The organism is Mucilaginibacter inviolabilis, from assembly GCF_011089895.1.
In the GTDB taxonomy this organism is placed as follows: domain Bacteria; phylum Bacteroidota; class Bacteroidia; order Sphingobacteriales; family Sphingobacteriaceae; genus Mucilaginibacter; species Mucilaginibacter inviolabilis.
The window spans coordinates 3,101,578-3,117,966 of record NZ_JAANAT010000001.1 but is presented as its reverse complement, the minus strand read 5'-3'; the positions used below and the strand labels follow the sequence as shown (position 1 = coordinate 3,117,966).

The following is a 16,389-nucleotide window of genomic DNA, read 5'->3' as shown; positions in this document are numbered from 1 at the left end:
TCATTGCGAGGTACGAAGCAATCTCCACATAGGCCGTAAATCATACATATCCGCTCTTTATAGCATAGGGATTGCTTCGTACCTCGCAATGACGGAATGTTTTCTTACTTCTTTCCTCCCAAAACCTCCATAACTGCCTGTGCTTTGAGCAGGCATTCTTCATATTCTTTTTCCGGATCGGCATGATAAGTTATTGCACTGCCCGCGTGGAATGATAGATATTGTTTTGCTGAATTGTATAACAGGGTACGGATAACCACGTTCAAATCAAAATCATTATCCGGGCTCAGGTAACCTATCGCTCCGGAATATACACCTCGCTTACTGCGCTCATATTGTTCCATCAGCTGCATGGCGCGGATCTTAGGGGCACCAGTCATGCTGCCCATGGGGAAAGTGTTTTTAATGGCTTGTATGGCTGATAACCCCTCTTCGAGCTCGCATACTACGGTCGATATCATTTGATGTACGTACTGAAAACTGTGAATGCCAAATAGTTCTTCCGTTTTAACGGTGCCTTGTTTGGCTGACTTGGTCAGGTCGTTCCGAACAAGGTCAACTATCATTACGTTTTCCTGGAGCTCCTTAGGATGATTACGGAGCTCTTGTTTGATCAATTCATCGGCCTGCAGATCTGCACCTCTTTTGGCGGTGCCCTTTATAGGCTGTGATACCAGTTTATTGCCTCGTTTGGCCAGGAAACGCTCGGGAGATGCACCCAATATATAGTTGTCTCTCCATTTAAAAAAAGTGCTGAAGGGGGTTGGCGAAACCTCATTGAGCTGTGTAAATATACCCGACGGATCTATCTGTACATGCTCAGCAAAAAACTCCTGGCAAAAATTGGTTACATAGATATCTCCCCGGTTAATATGTTCCTGTATACCCTTTACCGCATCTATATATTCCTGTTTGTTAAAGCGGGATTTTAATGTAATAGCGAACTGCTCTTTATGAATAATTAGTTCTTGTTGGCTGATAAGATCAAAAATCTGTTCAGGTTCATCACTAATAATTTCCGTTTTACCATCCTTAATAACAATAAGATGTAGGGGGGCAAAAAAATAGAGATCCGGGAATTGTAAACCATCCGGATTGGCAGATGATAGCTGTTCTGTTTCATTCTTCAAATCATAGCCTAAAAATCCGGCTATCCATCCCGGGTTATTTTGACGGAAAGCTTCCAGCTGATCAAAAGAACTCCCGACCTGTGCTATAACCTCATTTTTTGCACCGATAGCTATTAAAGTATCAAATTTGCCATAAGGGTCATTAAATCCGTTAGAGTCAAGGTAACATGCCGCATCAAATGATGAGGCCCATTGCAGGGCTTTTTGTTTAAAAAGGGGAAGGTCTTGAACAGCTATAATCACAGGACAAAAATAAAAACAAAACTAAAAAGGCCGCATTATGCGGCCTTTTATAAATAATATAATAATTTCCTATACTCCGGATGATCGATAAAAGATATGTGGAATAAAGAATAAAGACAAAAGATCCATGCTCCTTGTTTCAAAAATCCTTACTCCAAGGTCCCGGTATTAGTGCATTACCAGAGTTTGTTTTCTGTCTGGTCCTACAGATAGGTATTTTACTGGAACGCCCAGTTCTGCCTCTAAATAATCAATATATGATTGTAGTTTGGCAGGGATCTCAGAAAGTTCGGTTATACCGGTTATATCTTCGTTCCAGCCGTCAATTTCTTTCAAAATTGGTTCAGGGTTAACCGAACAGATATCGTAAGGCATGTAATCAATTTTCTCGCCTAAATAGTTGTAATGGGTACAGGCATATATTTTATCAAAACCGCTTAACACATCGGCTTTGGTCATTACCAATTGGGTAACGCCATTAAGCATGATAGCATATTTTAAAGCCGGCAGATCGATCCATCCGGTGCGACGTGGCCTTCCGGTGGTCGCGCCAAATTCGTGGCCTGTCTGGCGTAATTCTTCGCCTGTTTCGTTCTCCAGTTCGGTAGGGAAGGGGCCGCCGCCAACACGTGTGCAATAGGCTTTAAAAATACCTATCACTTCGCCAATTTGTTGTGGCGCTATACCCAAGCCTGTGCAAGCTCCGGCAGCGGTTGTATTTGACGAAGTAACAAAAGGGTATGAACCAAAGTCAATATCGAGCATAGCGCCCTGCGCACCTTCGGCCAGTACTTTTTTACCTTGTTTGATGTAGTTGTTAACTAAATGCTCAGAATCAACCAACGGGAACTGACGCAGCAGATCAAGGGCTTCAAAAAATGCAGCTTCGCGCTCAGAAAAATCTGCAACTTCTCCGTATAATGCTTGAAGCATAGATACATGCTTATCCACCAGTTTCTGGTAGCGCTCTTTAAAATCTGGCAGCGTGATATCACCTATACGTAAACCGTTACGGCCGGTTTTATCCATATAAGTTGGACCGATACCTTTTAAAGTAGAACCAATTTTGCCATCGCCCATTTTTTTCTCATTGGCGGCATCAAGCAATTGGTGTGTTGGTAATATGAGGTGGGCCTTTTTGGCTATCAGCAAATTCTTTTTTGCTAATAGGTCATGCCCGGCATCTTTCAGTTTTTCTAATTCTTTTTTCAGGGTGATCGGGTCGATCACCACACCATTACCTATCAGGTTCATGGTATTCTCGAAAAATATACCTGAGGGAATGGTATTTAAAACGAATTTTTTACCGTCAAATTCCAAAGTATGCCCGGCATTGGGGCCGCCCTGGAAACGTGCTATCAGGTCGTAACCTGCACTAAGCACATCAACAATTTTTCCTTTACCTTCATCGCCCCATTGGAGGCCTAATAATACGTCAACAGCCATTTATGTAAATTCAGAGTATGATATTAAGGGGGGCAAAGTTATGCTTTTCTATCACAATTACCGTCTCTTAATTTGGTGCAATTGCCATAAAGATTAAGGGAGTGGTGTTTGATGTCGAATTTCAGGATGTCGCCCATCATGCTTTGTATCTGCTGTATGCGCGGGTCGCAAAATTCAACCACCTTACCGCAGTCAATACAAATGATGTGATCGTGCTGCTTATAGCCGTATGACTTTTCAAACTGGGCCATGTTTTTACCAAACTGATGCTTGGTCACCAGATCGCACGATACCAGTAGCTCCAGTGTGTTATATACGGTAGCACGGCTTACACGGTATTTTTTATTTTTCATGTGGATGTATAACGACTCCACATCAAAATGATCGGTACGAGAATAAATTTCTTCAAGTATAGCAAAACGCTCGGGCGTTTTACGCAGGTTTTTGTTTTCAAGATAAGCCTCGAAAATTTTTTTAACCAGCGCTATTGTATCCTGTTGAGGCATAATTGTCTATTAAAGAGCCAAAGTTATTAATAATTTATAAGTAAATGAATAGAATCAAAAGATGTGGGTCAAGAAACAAGGGTGAAAGCCAAGAAATGAGAATTAAGAGACAAGAATCTTGTTTTGCATTTAAGCAACTTGATTCTTATCTCTTGATTCTTGACTCTATGATTAAGAAGCTTTTTCAATAGCCGAATCGAAGCGATTAACGGCGGTAATCCCTTTAACCAATTTCAGGTTTTTGATCAGGTTATCTAAATGCTCGGTATCATTTACATATACCATGAGCGAGCCTTCGAAAATGCCATTATCACTATCAACCGTAATGGAGCGGATATTTACCTTAAAATCCTGCGATATTACGGTAGTAAGTTTATTGATCAAACCAACATCATCAATACCGGTAATTCGTAAGCCGGTTAAAAATGCCAGTTCCTGCTGATTTGTCCAGCGGGCCTTTACAATCCGGTAACCATAGTTGGCCATTAGTTTGGCCGCATTTGGGCAATTGGTGCGGTGAATTTTAATACCATCGCTTACCGTAACAAAACCAAATACATCGTCACCGGGGATAGGGTTGCAGCAATTGGCTAGTTTATAGTCAATTTTTTGCATATCCTCACCAATCAGCAATATATCGCTATCCTTGGCCTTGATGTTGCGTAACAGGCTGTGAACCTGTTCCTGCTCAATTTTATCCTGTGGTTTATTTTCAATTACTTTTTCTGAAGCCTGGTAATCTTTCAGATCCTTCATATCAATAATGCCTTTAGCAATATTGTAAAACAGGTCCTGGGTTGTTTGGAGCTTAAAAAAGTAACTCAGCTTATGTATGTTTTCGGAGTTGTAGGTAATCTTGAGCGATTTTAGCTTGCGCTCCAATATCTCTTTACCATCTTCGGCAATTTTCCGTTTTTCTTCCTTTAATGCCGATTTTATTTTGGCCTTGGCTTTCGCGGTAACCACAAAATTAAGCCAATCTTCCTTAGGTGTTTGTTTGCCCGAAGTAATGATCTCTACCTGGTCGCCATTTTGCAGTTTATAGCTCAACGGTACCAGTTTGTGATTTACTTTGGCGCCGATACAGCTGGCACCAACATCGGTATGTATCTCGAAAGCAAAATCAAGCGCGGTGGCATTTAAGGGTAATTGTATCAACGCTCCCTTTGGCGTAAAAATGAAGATCTCGTCACTAAAGAGGTTCATTTTAAAATCATCCAGGAAATCGAGCGCGTTGGAATCTGGGTTTTTAAGCATGTCTCTAACCTTTTGCACCCATTGATCAAGACCGCTGTCGGTGGTTGATTCTTTATACTTCCAGTGTGCGGCAAAACCCTTTTCGGCAATCTCATTCATCCGTTTGGTACGAATTTGTACTTCAACCCACTGGCCACGTGGGCCCATTACGGTGGTATGCAGTGATTCGTAACCGTTGGCTTTAGGCGATGATATCCAGTCGCGTAACCTATCGGGATTAGGGCGATAAAGATCGGTAACTATGGAATAGGCCTTCCAGCAGTCGGCTTTTTCATTTTCAGGGGTACTATCCAGAATTACCCTGATGGCAAAAAGATCATATACCTCTTCAAAAGGTATCGATTTCTTTTTCATCTTATTCCAGATGGAATGTATAGATTTTGGACGTCCGAAAATATCTGCCTCAAGACCTTGTCCAAGTAATACTTTTTTAATAGGCTCAATAAAATCACGAATGAACTTTTCACGTTCAGCCTTTTTTTCGTTCAGCTTAACTTTTAAAAACTGGTAAGTTTCCCGCTCCATGTATTTCATGGACAGATCTTCCAGCTCGGATTTTATGGTGTATAAACCCAACCTATGTGCCAGCGGAGCGTACAGGTAAACGGTTTCTGAAGATAGTTTAAGCTGCTTATCGCGGGGCATAAACTCCATGGTGCGCATGTTATGCAGCCGATCGGCAAGTTTGATCAATATTACCCGTACATCATCGGCCAGGGTAAGCAGCATCTTACGGAAATTCTCGGCCTGTAACGAGCTGTTGGTATCAAATACGCCCGATATTTTGGTAAGGCCGTCAATGATCTTGGCTACCTTTTTGCCAAACTCCATCTCAATATCGTCCAGCGTCATGTTGGTATCTTCAACCACATCATGCAACAGGGCACACACAATAGAAGTAGTACCCAGGCCTATTTCTTCGGCCGCTATCTGCGCCACGGCAATAGGGTGATATATATAGGGTTCGCCGCTTTTACGGCGCATGTCTTTATGGCTTTCCAGGGCCATATCAAATGCTTTACGGATCATGCGCTTATCGCCCTTTTGCAGGGTTGATTTACAGGCGCGCAGCAAAGCCCGATATCTTTTTAATATCTCATTTTTTTCCGCTTCCAGGTCAATCACTAACTCTTTCATATGCTGATATTAATGGTATTTGTTGATAAACTTGTAATTATAAATTATTATTACACATTATATGGAAATACCACGAAAAATTGCTTTAATTTTGTTTTAAGTAAAATTATGAAATTTATTGGTTTTCTGTTTCTGTTTTGTTTTAGCATCATGGGCTCGGTACAGGCCCAGACAGATAAACCAGCACCTGTAACTTTAGGCAAAAATGATACCATCAAAACGGCTATGACCGATCTTGACGGCGAATTGGTGCCCTGGATAGTTACTCCCGAGGTGAAAATTGTTGATACACGTATATTTGCCAGTGATGCCGACCGTATGGCTTATAACCGGTTAAGATATAATGTGTTCAAAGTGTTGCCCTACGCACGTTTTGCAGGGCAGCGTTACCGCCAGTTACAACGCGACCTGGCACTTACAGGCGATAAGCACAAACAGAAAGAGTTGGTAGCCGCCTGTGAAAATGAAATAAAAGCATTGTTTAACAAGGAAATAAAAAATCTGACAATTAGTCAGGGTGAGGTATTGATTAAGCTGATTGACCGGGAAACCGGAACTACCAGCTATACCATGGTTAAAGAGCTTAAGGGTGGTTTTAAGGCCTTTATGTTTCAATCAGTGGCCAGCATATTTGGCCACAATTTAAAGGAAACCTACGACCCTGAAGAGCAGAAAGATATCGAGGCCATATTGAAACAGGCCGGATATAATTCCACTAACAATTAATAATGGATAACAATAGTATCTACAAGTTTGATGTACAGACATTGAACGGAGAAGAGATTAGCCTTTCGGTCTATAAAAATAAAGTCCTTTTAGTAGTTAATACCGCTTCTCAATGCGGTTTTACCCCTCAGCTTAAAGATCTGGTGAGTCTTAAAAATCAGTTTAAAGATACCGATTTTGAAATACTTGCTTTTCCCTCAAATGACTTTGGCGGACAAGAGCCTTTAGAAGGGGCAGAAATTGCCACTTTTTGTGAAAATGTGGGCGCCAATTACCCTGTATTTGAAAAGATAAGGGTGCGGGGGCCTTACGCGCATCCCCTATACCAGTTTTTTGCTAATAAAAAAGATAACGGTAACCTGAAATCTGTCCCAAGATGGAACTTTCATAAATTCCTGATTGACCGTACCGGTCATGTAACAGATTTCTATTATCCCTTTACCAAACCTACATCTTCAAAGATCAGGAAAAAGATCGAACGCCTTTTACAGGCGGCTTTATAATTCAACACATATTTATGCTTAAATTAGATATATTAGTTTTATCGGTTCATCCCGATGATGCCGAACTTGGATGTTCCGGTACTATTTTAAAACATATTGCCCAGGGTAAAAAGGTAGGTATTATTGACCTTACCCGTGGTGAACTAGGTACCCGTGGTTCGGCTGAGATCCGTGATCAGGAAGCAGCGGCTTCGGCAAAAATATTAGGATTAACTATCAGGGAAAACCTGGGTTTACCCGATGGTTTTTTTGAAAATACCAGAGAGTATCAGCTAGAGATAATTGCTGCTATACGTAAATATCAGCCTTCTATTGTAATAACCAATGCCTATCATGACAGGCACCCTGATCATAAGCGAGCCGGTGAGTTGGTAGAAACCTCGGCCTTTTTATCGGGCTTACGAAAAATCGAAACCTCTGCAGATGGCGCTTTGCAGGATGCCTGGCGCCCTGATCTTGTTTTACATTTTATACAGGATAACTATATAAAGCCCGATATTTTAATTGATGTGACTGAGTATTGGGATAAAAAGATTGAAAGCATCCATGCTTTCGGATCGCAATTCTATAACCCTGAGTGGGAGGGTGAACCACAGACCTATATATCTTCACCAGAGTTTATTAACGTTGTTGCAGCCCGCGCTATGGAGTTTGGGAAAAGCATTTCGGTTAAGTATGCGGAAGGTTTTACAAGTAGAAAAATTTTAGGGGTGGATAATTTATTTTCGTTAAAATAATATCTTTATTAATCTATAATAAATAAGCCGCAGGTTATATAACACTGCGGCTTAATAATAATATGTAAGTAGTTTAATTATTAGGCTTTTATGTATTCGAAGCGATTGTTCTCATTGCTTCTTTCTCTTCTCAGTTTGTTTTCGTTAGCCAGTTTTAACAAGATGCCCGATAGTTCTGATGTTTTGAAATCAGAATCAAACTGATCTTTACAATAGGTCGCGATGGCTGATATGGAACGTGAGATATCGAAAAAGTCCGTACCCAATAACTGATTAAGTATTTTAGTAGCACCTGGCTTTTTACGGCCTGGTATACCAAAATTTTCATCATCTGAACGTATTCTGCGCCCTTTTTTCAGGAATAGTTCAGCTCCGTCGGTATCCACTCTATCAGATTCAATCATTACATCTAATAACCGATCGATAATCCGAACCTGTACAGATTCTGATTGGAATGAATTAACAACTTCCGCTACTTCAACAAGTTGTTTTTTTAATTTCTCTATGTGTTTGCTCATGACGTAAAAAGATTGATCCGTAGTCTTTTAATAGGGGGATATTACAAAAGTAACGGAAATAATAATTAAAAATATAGCGTATTTTGTCTAAAAAATAGTATATATTAATATATCACTCCTTTTTACCCCTCAAAAGTATCATTTCACCCTTTCAGAAGCATGGTTGGCCACATATTAAATACAAAAAGCGTTTATTCTATTGAATAATCAATTTGCCTGTAACGATATTATTGAATTATTATAAAGTGTGCGATATTCTTTCAAGCATGGCTAGCCCGATGTCAATGTGCTCTTTTTCAATAATAAGCGCCGGTCTGAAACGAATGCTTTTTTCGCCGCATCCCAGGTACATGATATTATTTTGCAATCCTTGCTGTATAAAAGTATCCCGCTTATTTTTATCAGGAAAATCAAAAGCAGTTAATAAGCCTTTACCGCGAACATTACTGATAATGGGAGTGCGGGAAGCTATATCGGCTAATTGCTCTTGCAAATAGTCGCCCATTTTGGCAGCATTATCACACAGGTTATCTTCTTCCATAATCTCCATGATCTTTGACGATCTTACCATATCTACCAGGCTGCCACCCCAGGTAGAGTTAATACGCGATGACACCCGGAAAACATTATTCTCTACTTCGTCAACACGGTTGCTGGCAAGTATGCCACATACCTGCATCTTTTTACCAAAAGCCAAAATATCCGGACGAGCCTTTTCACCAAAATGCTCATGACACCAGAATTTGCCGGTCAGGCCAACGCCTGTTTGCACTTCGTCATATATCAGCATGGCTTCGTATTCATCGGCCAGTTCCCGTAGTTTTTCCAGAAATTCTTTGCGTACATGGTTGTCGCCTCCTTCTGATTGTATGGGCTCAATAATAATGGCACATATATCATCCTTATTTTCGGCAAAGGCGGTCCTGATCTGCGAGATGGAGAACTGTTCCCTTTGTACCAGGTCGTCATGATTGGCATCGCTGTAAGGGAAATTTATTTGTGGTACCGATACCCGCGGCCAATCGAACTTGGCAAACCATTTTGTTTTATTGGGCTGGGTATTGGTTAAGCTTAAAGTATAACCCGAGCGACCATGAAAAGCGTTTTCAAAATGTAATACTTTATGGCCTTTTTCTTTTGTGTAACCCTTTGCAAAGTTTTTCTGTACTTTCCAGTCCATAGCAACCTTAAGCGCGTTCTCGATAGCTAATGAGCCCCCTGCGATGAAAAATGCGTGCGGAAGGTAATCCGGGATACCCACGCGCGAAAAAGTTTCAACAAACTGCGCGTATTGTGTGGTGTAGATGTCGGAATTTGACGGGTTGGTTAACGCGGCCAGCATCAGGTTTTTTTTGAACTCTTCATCATTTACCATTTTAGGATGATTATAGCCTAAAGGAACGGAAGCGAAGCAGGTGAAAAAATCAAGCAGTGTCCGGTTATATTTAGCATCGTAAATATAAACACCCTTACTTTCTTCCATGTCAAACGTAAGATCAAAGCCATCGGCAAGTACATGCTTCTGTAACGAAGCCTGCACATTTTCGGGAGAAACAAGTAGGTTGTACATATAAATTTGGTTTATACAAATTTACTAAAATGTGCCTAAAAATAAAAATTAGGCGGTTTTTGAACCGATTGACGAAAAAGTAACTTTAAATTGTTTAAAGTTACTTTTTGTACCAAAGCCAAAAGTAGTATAGTGAGATGACTACCACGTTTTGTTATCCGGGCCTCCAAATAATGCGCAAAATCCGACAATGATATTCTCCAGATGCTTGGAAAATAATGAGTAATTTGTTTCGGGATAACAAAGGGTATATCGTAAATTCGGATAACCCGATAGCTATACTAACTGCTATTAAGAAATACGCTATGTTACAAAATCGTGTCGACCCGCAGGGAAATATCATTAAAACGAGCGCCCGGGGGGCCTGGTTAGGCAATCGCGGGCAGCTGCATGGCGATACTAAAACCATATTGCGCCCTTTTAAGTTGAAGGCCTGGCTGATCTGTGTGCTGGAATTTAAAGGCAGGCACCGGCAGGTAATGGCGCCTAATTTGTACACCGAATTGTTCTTTTTTGATGAAGCTACAGCATTTTCAGCTGGTCACAGGCCATGTTTTGAATGCCGCAGGGATGATGCCAACCGTTTTAAAACTGCCTGGCTCAAAGGTAACCCCGAGTATGGATTTGATGCAAAAGTACATATCGGAGAAATAGACGAGATTATACACCAGGAACGGATTGGTAAGGATGGCAGGAAAATAACATTTGAAGGCTTTATTAAGGATTTGCCGAAGGGTGTATTTATTGAAATCGACGGAAACCCTTATCTTTTTGCCAATAAAGTGATTTGGCGCTGGACACCCTTCGGGTATGAGGCGGAGACTCCGCTGCCTGCAACAAAGGTTACGGTGTTAACACCTAAGTCTGTTGTTAACGCGTTTAGTTCGGGTTACCAGCCGCAGATGGGGATTGATGATTTGAAGTGAGGGGTCGGTCCTTATCCCATAGATGGAGGTCCTGAAAAAATATGATTTTGTAACTTTACCAAGAATCTTATCTATATGAAATTAAAGTTTAAAATTTCACAAACAACTAGTCTTGCCCCGGAAATTATAATTGACAGGATAAAGGTAGAGTTAGACCAAAACAAATACAGGGTTCTTAACATAACTAATAATAGTGTGAAATTTGATGAAAGCCCCTGGAAACTGATGTGGAATTTTGAAGCTATGAGACGATTGGATGGAGGGAAATTTGACGTTAATTTACAAGATAATTTAACCTCTGTAACCTTTAGTTATTATCGGAGTCTGATAGCACCCATCATTATACTAACTGTAATTTCGATTAGTTTAATAAAAGATGGTGAATATTATGCGCCTTTAGGCTTTTTTTTATTTTATGTGATTACTCTGACTTTCAATGCATTTACCTTAAAAAATGTTGCCAATGAAATGTTAAATAACATCCTGATTTTTTAGAATTTAGAACTTAGTTTTTAGAGTTTAAAACCTACTGCGCTTTGCGGGTTGCCTGTTCAATGCTGTCCCACATTTGGTCGGGTATTATTTCCAGACCGCTGAACTGGCCTGCGCCTTGCAGCCATTCGCCGCCGTCTATAGTGATTACCTCCCCATTGATATAGCCCGAGAAATCAGATACGAGGAATGCTGCCAGGTTGGCCAGTTCCTGATGCTCGCCAACGCGTTTCAGCGGTACGCGGTTTTTAAAATCAAACTTTTGCGCCATATCGCCGGGCAATAAACGCTCCCATGCACCTTTGGTAGGGAAGGGGCCCGGTGCTATAGCGTTGGTACGGATACCGTGATGGCCCCATTCCACCGCCAGTGAACGGGTCATAGCCAGTACGCCGCCTTTTGCACAAGCCGATGGTACTACGTAAGCCGAACCCGTGAAGGCATAGGTGGTGATAATGTTGAGGATGCTACCAGCAATTTTTTCGGCTATCCAGTATTTGCCCAAAGCCAGCGAACAATTGGCAGAGCCTTTCAACACAATATCAATAACGGCCGAAAAAGCATTGGCCGAAAGGCGTTCTGTAGGCGAAATAAAATTGCCCGCCGCGTTGTTCAACAAAGCATCAACCCGGCCAAACGTGGTTATGCTTTGTTCTAGCATCTTTTGCACGTCATCATAATTACGTACATCGCAGGCAATAGCTAACACTTTACCACCTGTTTCGGTCTCCATCTCGGCCGCGGTTTTTTGCAGTACCTCCAACTTACGACTCGTGATCACCAAATTGGCACCCAGTTTTAAAAAGTAAGTACCCATGGCTTTACCCAAGCCTGTACCGCCGCCGGTTACAATAATGGTTTTTCCTTTCAGGGCATCGTCCCTTAACATACCTGTAGTTACTGCTGTGCTATTGCTCATGTTTTTTGTTTTTGAGAGGCAAGAATCGAGAGTTAAGAATTAAGACAAAAACATCTTTCAAACTCCGTGTTTTTAGATCGATTAGAAACTTACGAAGTTTTTAAAACTTCGTAAGTTTGATTATGGTGTAAGTATCTTCTTGATTCTTGACTCTTATCTCTTGATTCTTTTTTAAGCTGTACTTTTTGATTTTAAATTCTGGATTAACATCTGCAGACCTTTGCGTACCTCGGGTGCCCACCATTGGGCCAGCATGTGGTTTAGGGCTGTGCTTTGGTCGGCGCTGAGCTTGGTTAGGAGCTCGTGACGCAGGTTTAGCTTGCTTTGGCTCCAGGTAACCGGATTAAGCTGCATGTAAGTTCTGATCTTTCTTTCGGCAGTGGTCAACAGGCTTTCGGGGGCGCTTACTTCATCTACCAAACCAACTTCCAGCGCTTCATTTACCTTCAGAAGTTTGCCTTCCATCAGGTATTGATAAGCCCTGCGCTGCCCCAGCCAAAAGGAGTATAGGGTAGCCACGCTATCGGGTACAATAATGCCTACCGGGATCTCATTTAAGCCGATAATAAAAGCGCCTTCGGCTATTATGCGGTAATCGCAGCAAATGGCCAGTACGCAGCCCCCTGCCGGACTATGGCCGCTTATCGCCGCTACCATAGGTTTCTTAAAAGCCACCAGCGACCGTTGGAGCGACAGGAAATCGGTCCACAAAGCGCGACTTTGATCTTCATTATAGTCATAAGCTTCAATCAGATCGATACCCGATGAAAAGAATCCCGGTTTGCCGGTAATGATGAGTCCGCCTACACTGGTATCGTTTTCTAGTGTTTGTACCGCGGTTATCAGCTCTTTAACCATCTGATGGTTAATAGCATTTGACCGGCCCCGATCCAATGTTAAGATCGCCAGGCCGTTGTTTATCGTTAATTGGAATGTTGTCATGTTTTAAGGTATCAAGTAGTTAGTATCAAGTATCAAGATATTTGTGTAATTGAAGACTTACGAAGTTTTTAAAACTTCGTAAGTCTCTGAATAGCTTTAGTATCAAGTATTGATATCAAGAATTTAAATATTTTATATGGAAAGTGTCGTGATACTTGATACTAGCTACTTGATACTAAAATCAATGCACCAGCGATGGGTTTTCATGCTCTTCGCCGGAATAGATCCTGTCAATTTCGGTTTTATATTTTTCCATGATCACTTTTCGTTTCATTTTGCCGGTAGGGGTAAGCTCGCCACTTTCAATCGACCATTCTTCGGGTAGTAAAGTCACTTTTTTTACCTGCTCTACATGGTTAAACTCGGGGTTAAAGCCATCAACTATAGATTTGTAAAGTTCAATAACCCGTGGATCCCTGATGAGTTCCTGGTGCGATGTAAAAGAGATGTCGTTTTTGGCGCACCAGGGTTCCAGGTTGGTGTACGAAGGTACGATGAGCGCCGCGGTGAATTTCCGTTCGGGGCCAACCACCATCATTTGTTCAATAAAATGATTCTCTTTCATCTTATTTTCAATAGGCATCGGGGCCACGTATTTACCACCCGATGTTTTGAAGATCTCCTTTTTACGATCGGTTATTTTCAGAAAACCATCTTTGTCCAGCTCGCCAATATCGCCGGTGCTAAACCAGCCGTCTTTAATTACCTCGGCGGTCATTTCGGGGTTTTTGTAATAGCCCACGGTAATGTTGGGCCCTTTGCAAAGTATTTCGCCATCCTCGGCAATTTTAACCTGTACACCGCTGATCAGCTTGCCTACGGTGCCGAATTTGCGGCCGGTATTATAGCAGTTAACCGCAATTACCGGCGATGTTTCTGTAAGGCCGTAACCCTCCATCACTACCATGCCGGCGGCAGTAAATATTTTTTCGAGCTTGATGGGGCAGGCAGAGCTACCGATAACGATAGCCTTTACATTACCGCCTACGGCTTCGCGCCATTTGCTGTACACCAGCTTATCGGCAATGGCCCGTTTAATTTTATACCAAAGACTTTGATTTTCGATCTCGAATTCTTCAGCCACCTTTATCGACCATAAAAAGATCTTCTTTTTGATACCGGTGAGCTGCTGCCCGGCTGCCATAATCTTCTCGAATACTTTTTCGAGCAGACGGGGTACGGCGGTGAAAATATAAGGTTTGGTCTCTTTCATGTTAGCGCCAATGGTATCCATGCTTTCGGCATAGGAAATGGAGAAACCATAAAAGAGGTAGATATAAGTACACATTTTTTCGAAAATGTGATTAAGTGGCAGAAAGCTCAGCGCCTGTTTCTGTTCAATCGGAATCTGGTTAAGCACTTCGCCGGATGATACCACATTACTTACAATGTTTTTATGGGTAAGCATCACTCCTTTAGGGCGGCCTGTAGTCCCCGATGTGTAAATAATAGTTGCTACGTCATCCTCGCTAATGGTTTTGCTGATTGCCGATAATCTGTCGCGGTAATCCTCTGGCAGTGGTTTTAGTAACACCGTCCAGTTGGGGCAATTATCCAGGTGATCAAAAGTGTAAATAGCCTTTAGTGATGGGATATTGGCGCATACGGCGTTTACTTTATCATATAGCTCCTGGTTGCTGATGAACAGGTATTTTACCTCGGCTTCATTCAGGATCTGTTCCAGTTCCTTCGGGTTGCTGTTGGGATACAAAGGTACCAGGATAGCGCCGGTTTGCTGTACGGCCAGATCGGTAATAAGCCATTCGGGCCGACCATTGCTGATGAGACCAATTTTATCACGACTTTCGGTAGTGCCATCACCGCCCGAAACACCCATATCTAACAGGGCTATGGCTAACTGGTAGATGAGGGTATGCGTTTCCTGTGTGCTGTAGGCTCGCCATAAACCATTCTCCTTGGCATTTAACAGATCGGTCCGGGGCTCCCGGGCCTGAATCTCCATGCAATCAAACAATCTTGCCACTTTTTCCATTTTTTTAGTATCAAGTAGTTAGTATCAAGTATCAAGACACTAGTCTTGTATATTGGGTTTTATTTAGTAAGTAGCTTGTATCAAGACACCTGCGTAATGTATAAAGTATTCCAAAGTCTTGATACTTGATACTAGCTACTTGATACTACCTAAAACTATAATAATTCAAAAATGCCCGCTGCGCCTTGTCCGGTGCCTACGCACATGGTCACCATACCGTATTTTTTGTCTCTGCGTTTCAATTCGTTAAAAAGCTGTACGGATAGTTTGGCACCGGTACAACCCAGCGGGTGACCCAGGGCAATGGCTCCACCATTAACGTTGATGCGATCGATATCCAGATCCAAACCTTTAATAACCGCCAGGGACTGTGATGCAAAGGCTTCGTTAAGTTCGATCAGGTCGATGTCTTGCTGTTTCATGCCTGCCTGTTTCAAAGCTTTAGGAATGGCCACCAGCGGCCCGATACCCATAATGCGTGGCGGTACACCAGCAACGGCATAGTTTACCAACCGGGCTATAGGTTTTAAGTTATTAACTTTTAAAAAGCGTTCACTTACTACCATAACAAAGGCTGCTCCATCACTTGTTTGGGATGAGTTGCCTGCGGTTACCACACCTTTGGCGTCAAATACCGGTTTTAGCTTGGCCAATGCTTCCAGGGAAGTATCGGCACGCGGGCCTTCGTCGGTATCTACTTTAAAGTCGCGGTTTTTCTTTTTGCCGGTCTCGTCCACATAAGTTTCGGTCACATTTACGGCTACTATCTCGTCTTTAAATTTTCCTTCTTTAATAGCGTTTATGGCTTTCTGGTGCGAGTTATAAGCAAACTGGTCCTGCTCTTCGCGGCCAACTTTATACTCTTTGGCTACGGCTTCGGCGGTTAAACCCATACCCCAGTAATAGTCGGGATGAGCCAGGGCTATATCGGCATTAGGCACCACACGCCAGCCGCCCATAGGCAGCAGACTCATGCTCTCTACACCGCCGGCAATGATACAATCGGCAATGCCGCTATGTACCTTGGCCGATGCAATGGCAATGGTTTCCAGTCCCGATGCGCAATAACGGTTTACGGTCATGCCGGGTACTTTATCAGTATCCAGCGCCATGAGCGATATCAGTCTGCCCACGTTCAAGCCTTGCTCGGCCTCGGGCGTAGCATTCCCCACAATCACGTCCTCTATTTGTTCCTTATCCACATTAGGTACCGATGCCATGAGATGTTTAATCACATCTGCGGCAAGAGTATCCGGCCGGGTAAACCTGAAGCCTCCCCGGGTTGCTTTTCCAACTGCGCTGCGGCTTGCAGCCACTATGTATGCGTCCATATTTTTAGCCCCC

15 protein-coding genes are annotated in these 16,389 nt (G+C 42.3%); 5 read left to right on the top strand and 10 right to left on the bottom strand.

Annotation, left to right across the window (positions count from 1 at the left end):
- Positions 1 to 104: 104 nt before the first annotated feature.
- From G7092_RS12720 to G7092_RS12705, 4 genes are all read right to left on the bottom strand, one after another.
- On the bottom strand, positions 105 to 1,373 hold the full coding sequence (locus G7092_RS12720) for an anthranilate synthase component I family protein (RefSeq protein ID WP_317169993.1): 1,269 nt from the start codon (positions 1,371 to 1,373) through the stop codon (positions 105 to 107).
- A 168-nt stretch (positions 1,374 to 1,541) separates the two neighbouring features.
- Complete coding sequence (locus tag G7092_RS12715) at positions 1,542 to 2,819, bottom strand: adenylosuccinate synthase (protein WP_166089837.1); 1,278 nt, start codon at positions 2,817 to 2,819, stop codon at positions 1,542 to 1,544.
- A gap of 38 nt (positions 2,820 to 2,857) precedes the next feature.
- On the bottom strand, positions 2,858 to 3,325 hold the full coding sequence (locus G7092_RS12710; RefSeq protein ID WP_166089835.1) for a Fur family transcriptional regulator: 468 nt from the start codon (positions 3,323 to 3,325) through the stop codon (positions 2,858 to 2,860).
- 171 nt (positions 3,326 to 3,496) lie between these two features.
- Positions 3,497 to 5,719, bottom strand: coding sequence for a RelA/SpoT family protein (locus G7092_RS12705; RefSeq protein ID WP_166089833.1), 2,223 nt, complete (start codon positions 5,717 to 5,719; stop codon positions 3,497 to 3,499).
- Positions 5,720 to 5,827: 108 nt separating this feature from the next.
- On the opposite strand from G7092_RS12705, the gene G7092_RS12700 reads away from it, so the two are divergent.
- Genes G7092_RS12700 through bshB1 form a run of 3 tightly spaced genes read left to right on the top strand, consistent with a single transcriptional unit; the run spans position 5,828 to position 7,685 of the window.
- Positions 5,828 to 6,445, top strand: a complete 618-nt coding sequence (locus G7092_RS12700) for a DUF4294 domain-containing protein (protein WP_166089831.1) — start codon at positions 5,828 to 5,830, stop codon at positions 6,443 to 6,445.
- A 2-nt stretch (positions 6,446 to 6,447) separates the two neighbouring features.
- Entirely contained in the window at positions 6,448 to 6,948 is a 501-nt protein-coding gene (locus G7092_RS12695; protein ID WP_166089829.1) for a glutathione peroxidase, read from the top strand.
- A gap of 14 nt (positions 6,949 to 6,962) precedes the next feature.
- Positions 6,963 to 7,685: a bacillithiol biosynthesis deacetylase BshB1 gene (gene bshB1 / locus G7092_RS12690; RefSeq protein WP_166089827.1), complete on the top strand. Its 723-nt coding sequence runs from the start codon at positions 6,963 to 6,965 to the stop codon at positions 7,683 to 7,685.
- An 80-nt stretch (positions 7,686 to 7,765) separates the two neighbouring features.
- Here the strand turns inward: bshB1 and G7092_RS12685 are convergent, their stop codons facing one another.
- Together G7092_RS12685 and lat are read right to left on the bottom strand one after the other, a co-directional pair.
- On the bottom strand, positions 7,766 to 8,203 hold the full coding sequence (locus G7092_RS12685) for a hypothetical protein (protein ID WP_166089825.1): 438 nt from the start codon (positions 8,201 to 8,203) through the stop codon (positions 7,766 to 7,768).
- 238 nt (positions 8,204 to 8,441) lie between these two features.
- Entirely contained in the window at positions 8,442 to 9,773 is a 1,332-nt protein-coding gene (gene lat, locus G7092_RS12680; protein WP_166089823.1) for an L-lysine 6-transaminase, read from the bottom strand.
- A 218-nt stretch (positions 9,774 to 9,991) separates the two neighbouring features.
- Here lat and G7092_RS12675 point away from each other — a divergent pair, with 218 nt between their 5' ends.
- Both G7092_RS12675 and G7092_RS12670 read left to right on the top strand, forming a co-directional pair.
- Positions 9,992 to 10,699, top strand: coding sequence for a hypothetical protein (locus tag G7092_RS12675; protein ID WP_202985265.1), 708 nt, complete (start codon positions 9,992 to 9,994; stop codon positions 10,697 to 10,699).
- A gap of 75 nt (positions 10,700 to 10,774) precedes the next feature.
- Positions 10,775 to 11,194, top strand: a complete 420-nt coding sequence (locus tag G7092_RS12670) for a hypothetical protein (protein WP_166089820.1) — start codon at positions 10,775 to 10,777, stop codon at positions 11,192 to 11,194.
- A gap of 31 nt (positions 11,195 to 11,225) precedes the next feature.
- Here G7092_RS12670 and G7092_RS12665 read toward each other — a convergent pair whose 3' ends face one another.
- The 4 genes from G7092_RS12665 to G7092_RS12650 form a co-directional block, all read right to left on the bottom strand.
- Entirely contained in the window at positions 11,226 to 12,110 is an 885-nt protein-coding gene (locus G7092_RS12665) for an SDR family oxidoreductase (protein ID WP_235953820.1), read from the bottom strand.
- 171 nt (positions 12,111 to 12,281) lie between these two features.
- Positions 12,282 to 13,052: an enoyl-CoA hydratase/isomerase family protein gene (locus G7092_RS12660; RefSeq protein ID WP_166089817.1), complete on the bottom strand. Its 771-nt coding sequence runs from the start codon at positions 13,050 to 13,052 to the stop codon at positions 12,282 to 12,284.
- Between the two features lie 181 nt (positions 13,053 to 13,233).
- On the bottom strand, positions 13,234 to 15,045 hold the full coding sequence (locus tag G7092_RS12655) for an AMP-dependent synthetase/ligase (RefSeq protein ID WP_166089815.1): 1,812 nt from the start codon (positions 15,043 to 15,045) through the stop codon (positions 13,234 to 13,236).
- A gap of 155 nt (positions 15,046 to 15,200) precedes the next feature.
- Complete coding sequence (locus tag G7092_RS12650; RefSeq protein WP_166089813.1) at positions 15,201 to 16,376, bottom strand: acetyl-CoA C-acyltransferase; 1,176 nt, start codon at positions 16,374 to 16,376, stop codon at positions 15,201 to 15,203.
- Positions 16,377 to 16,389: the final 13 nt, after the last annotated feature.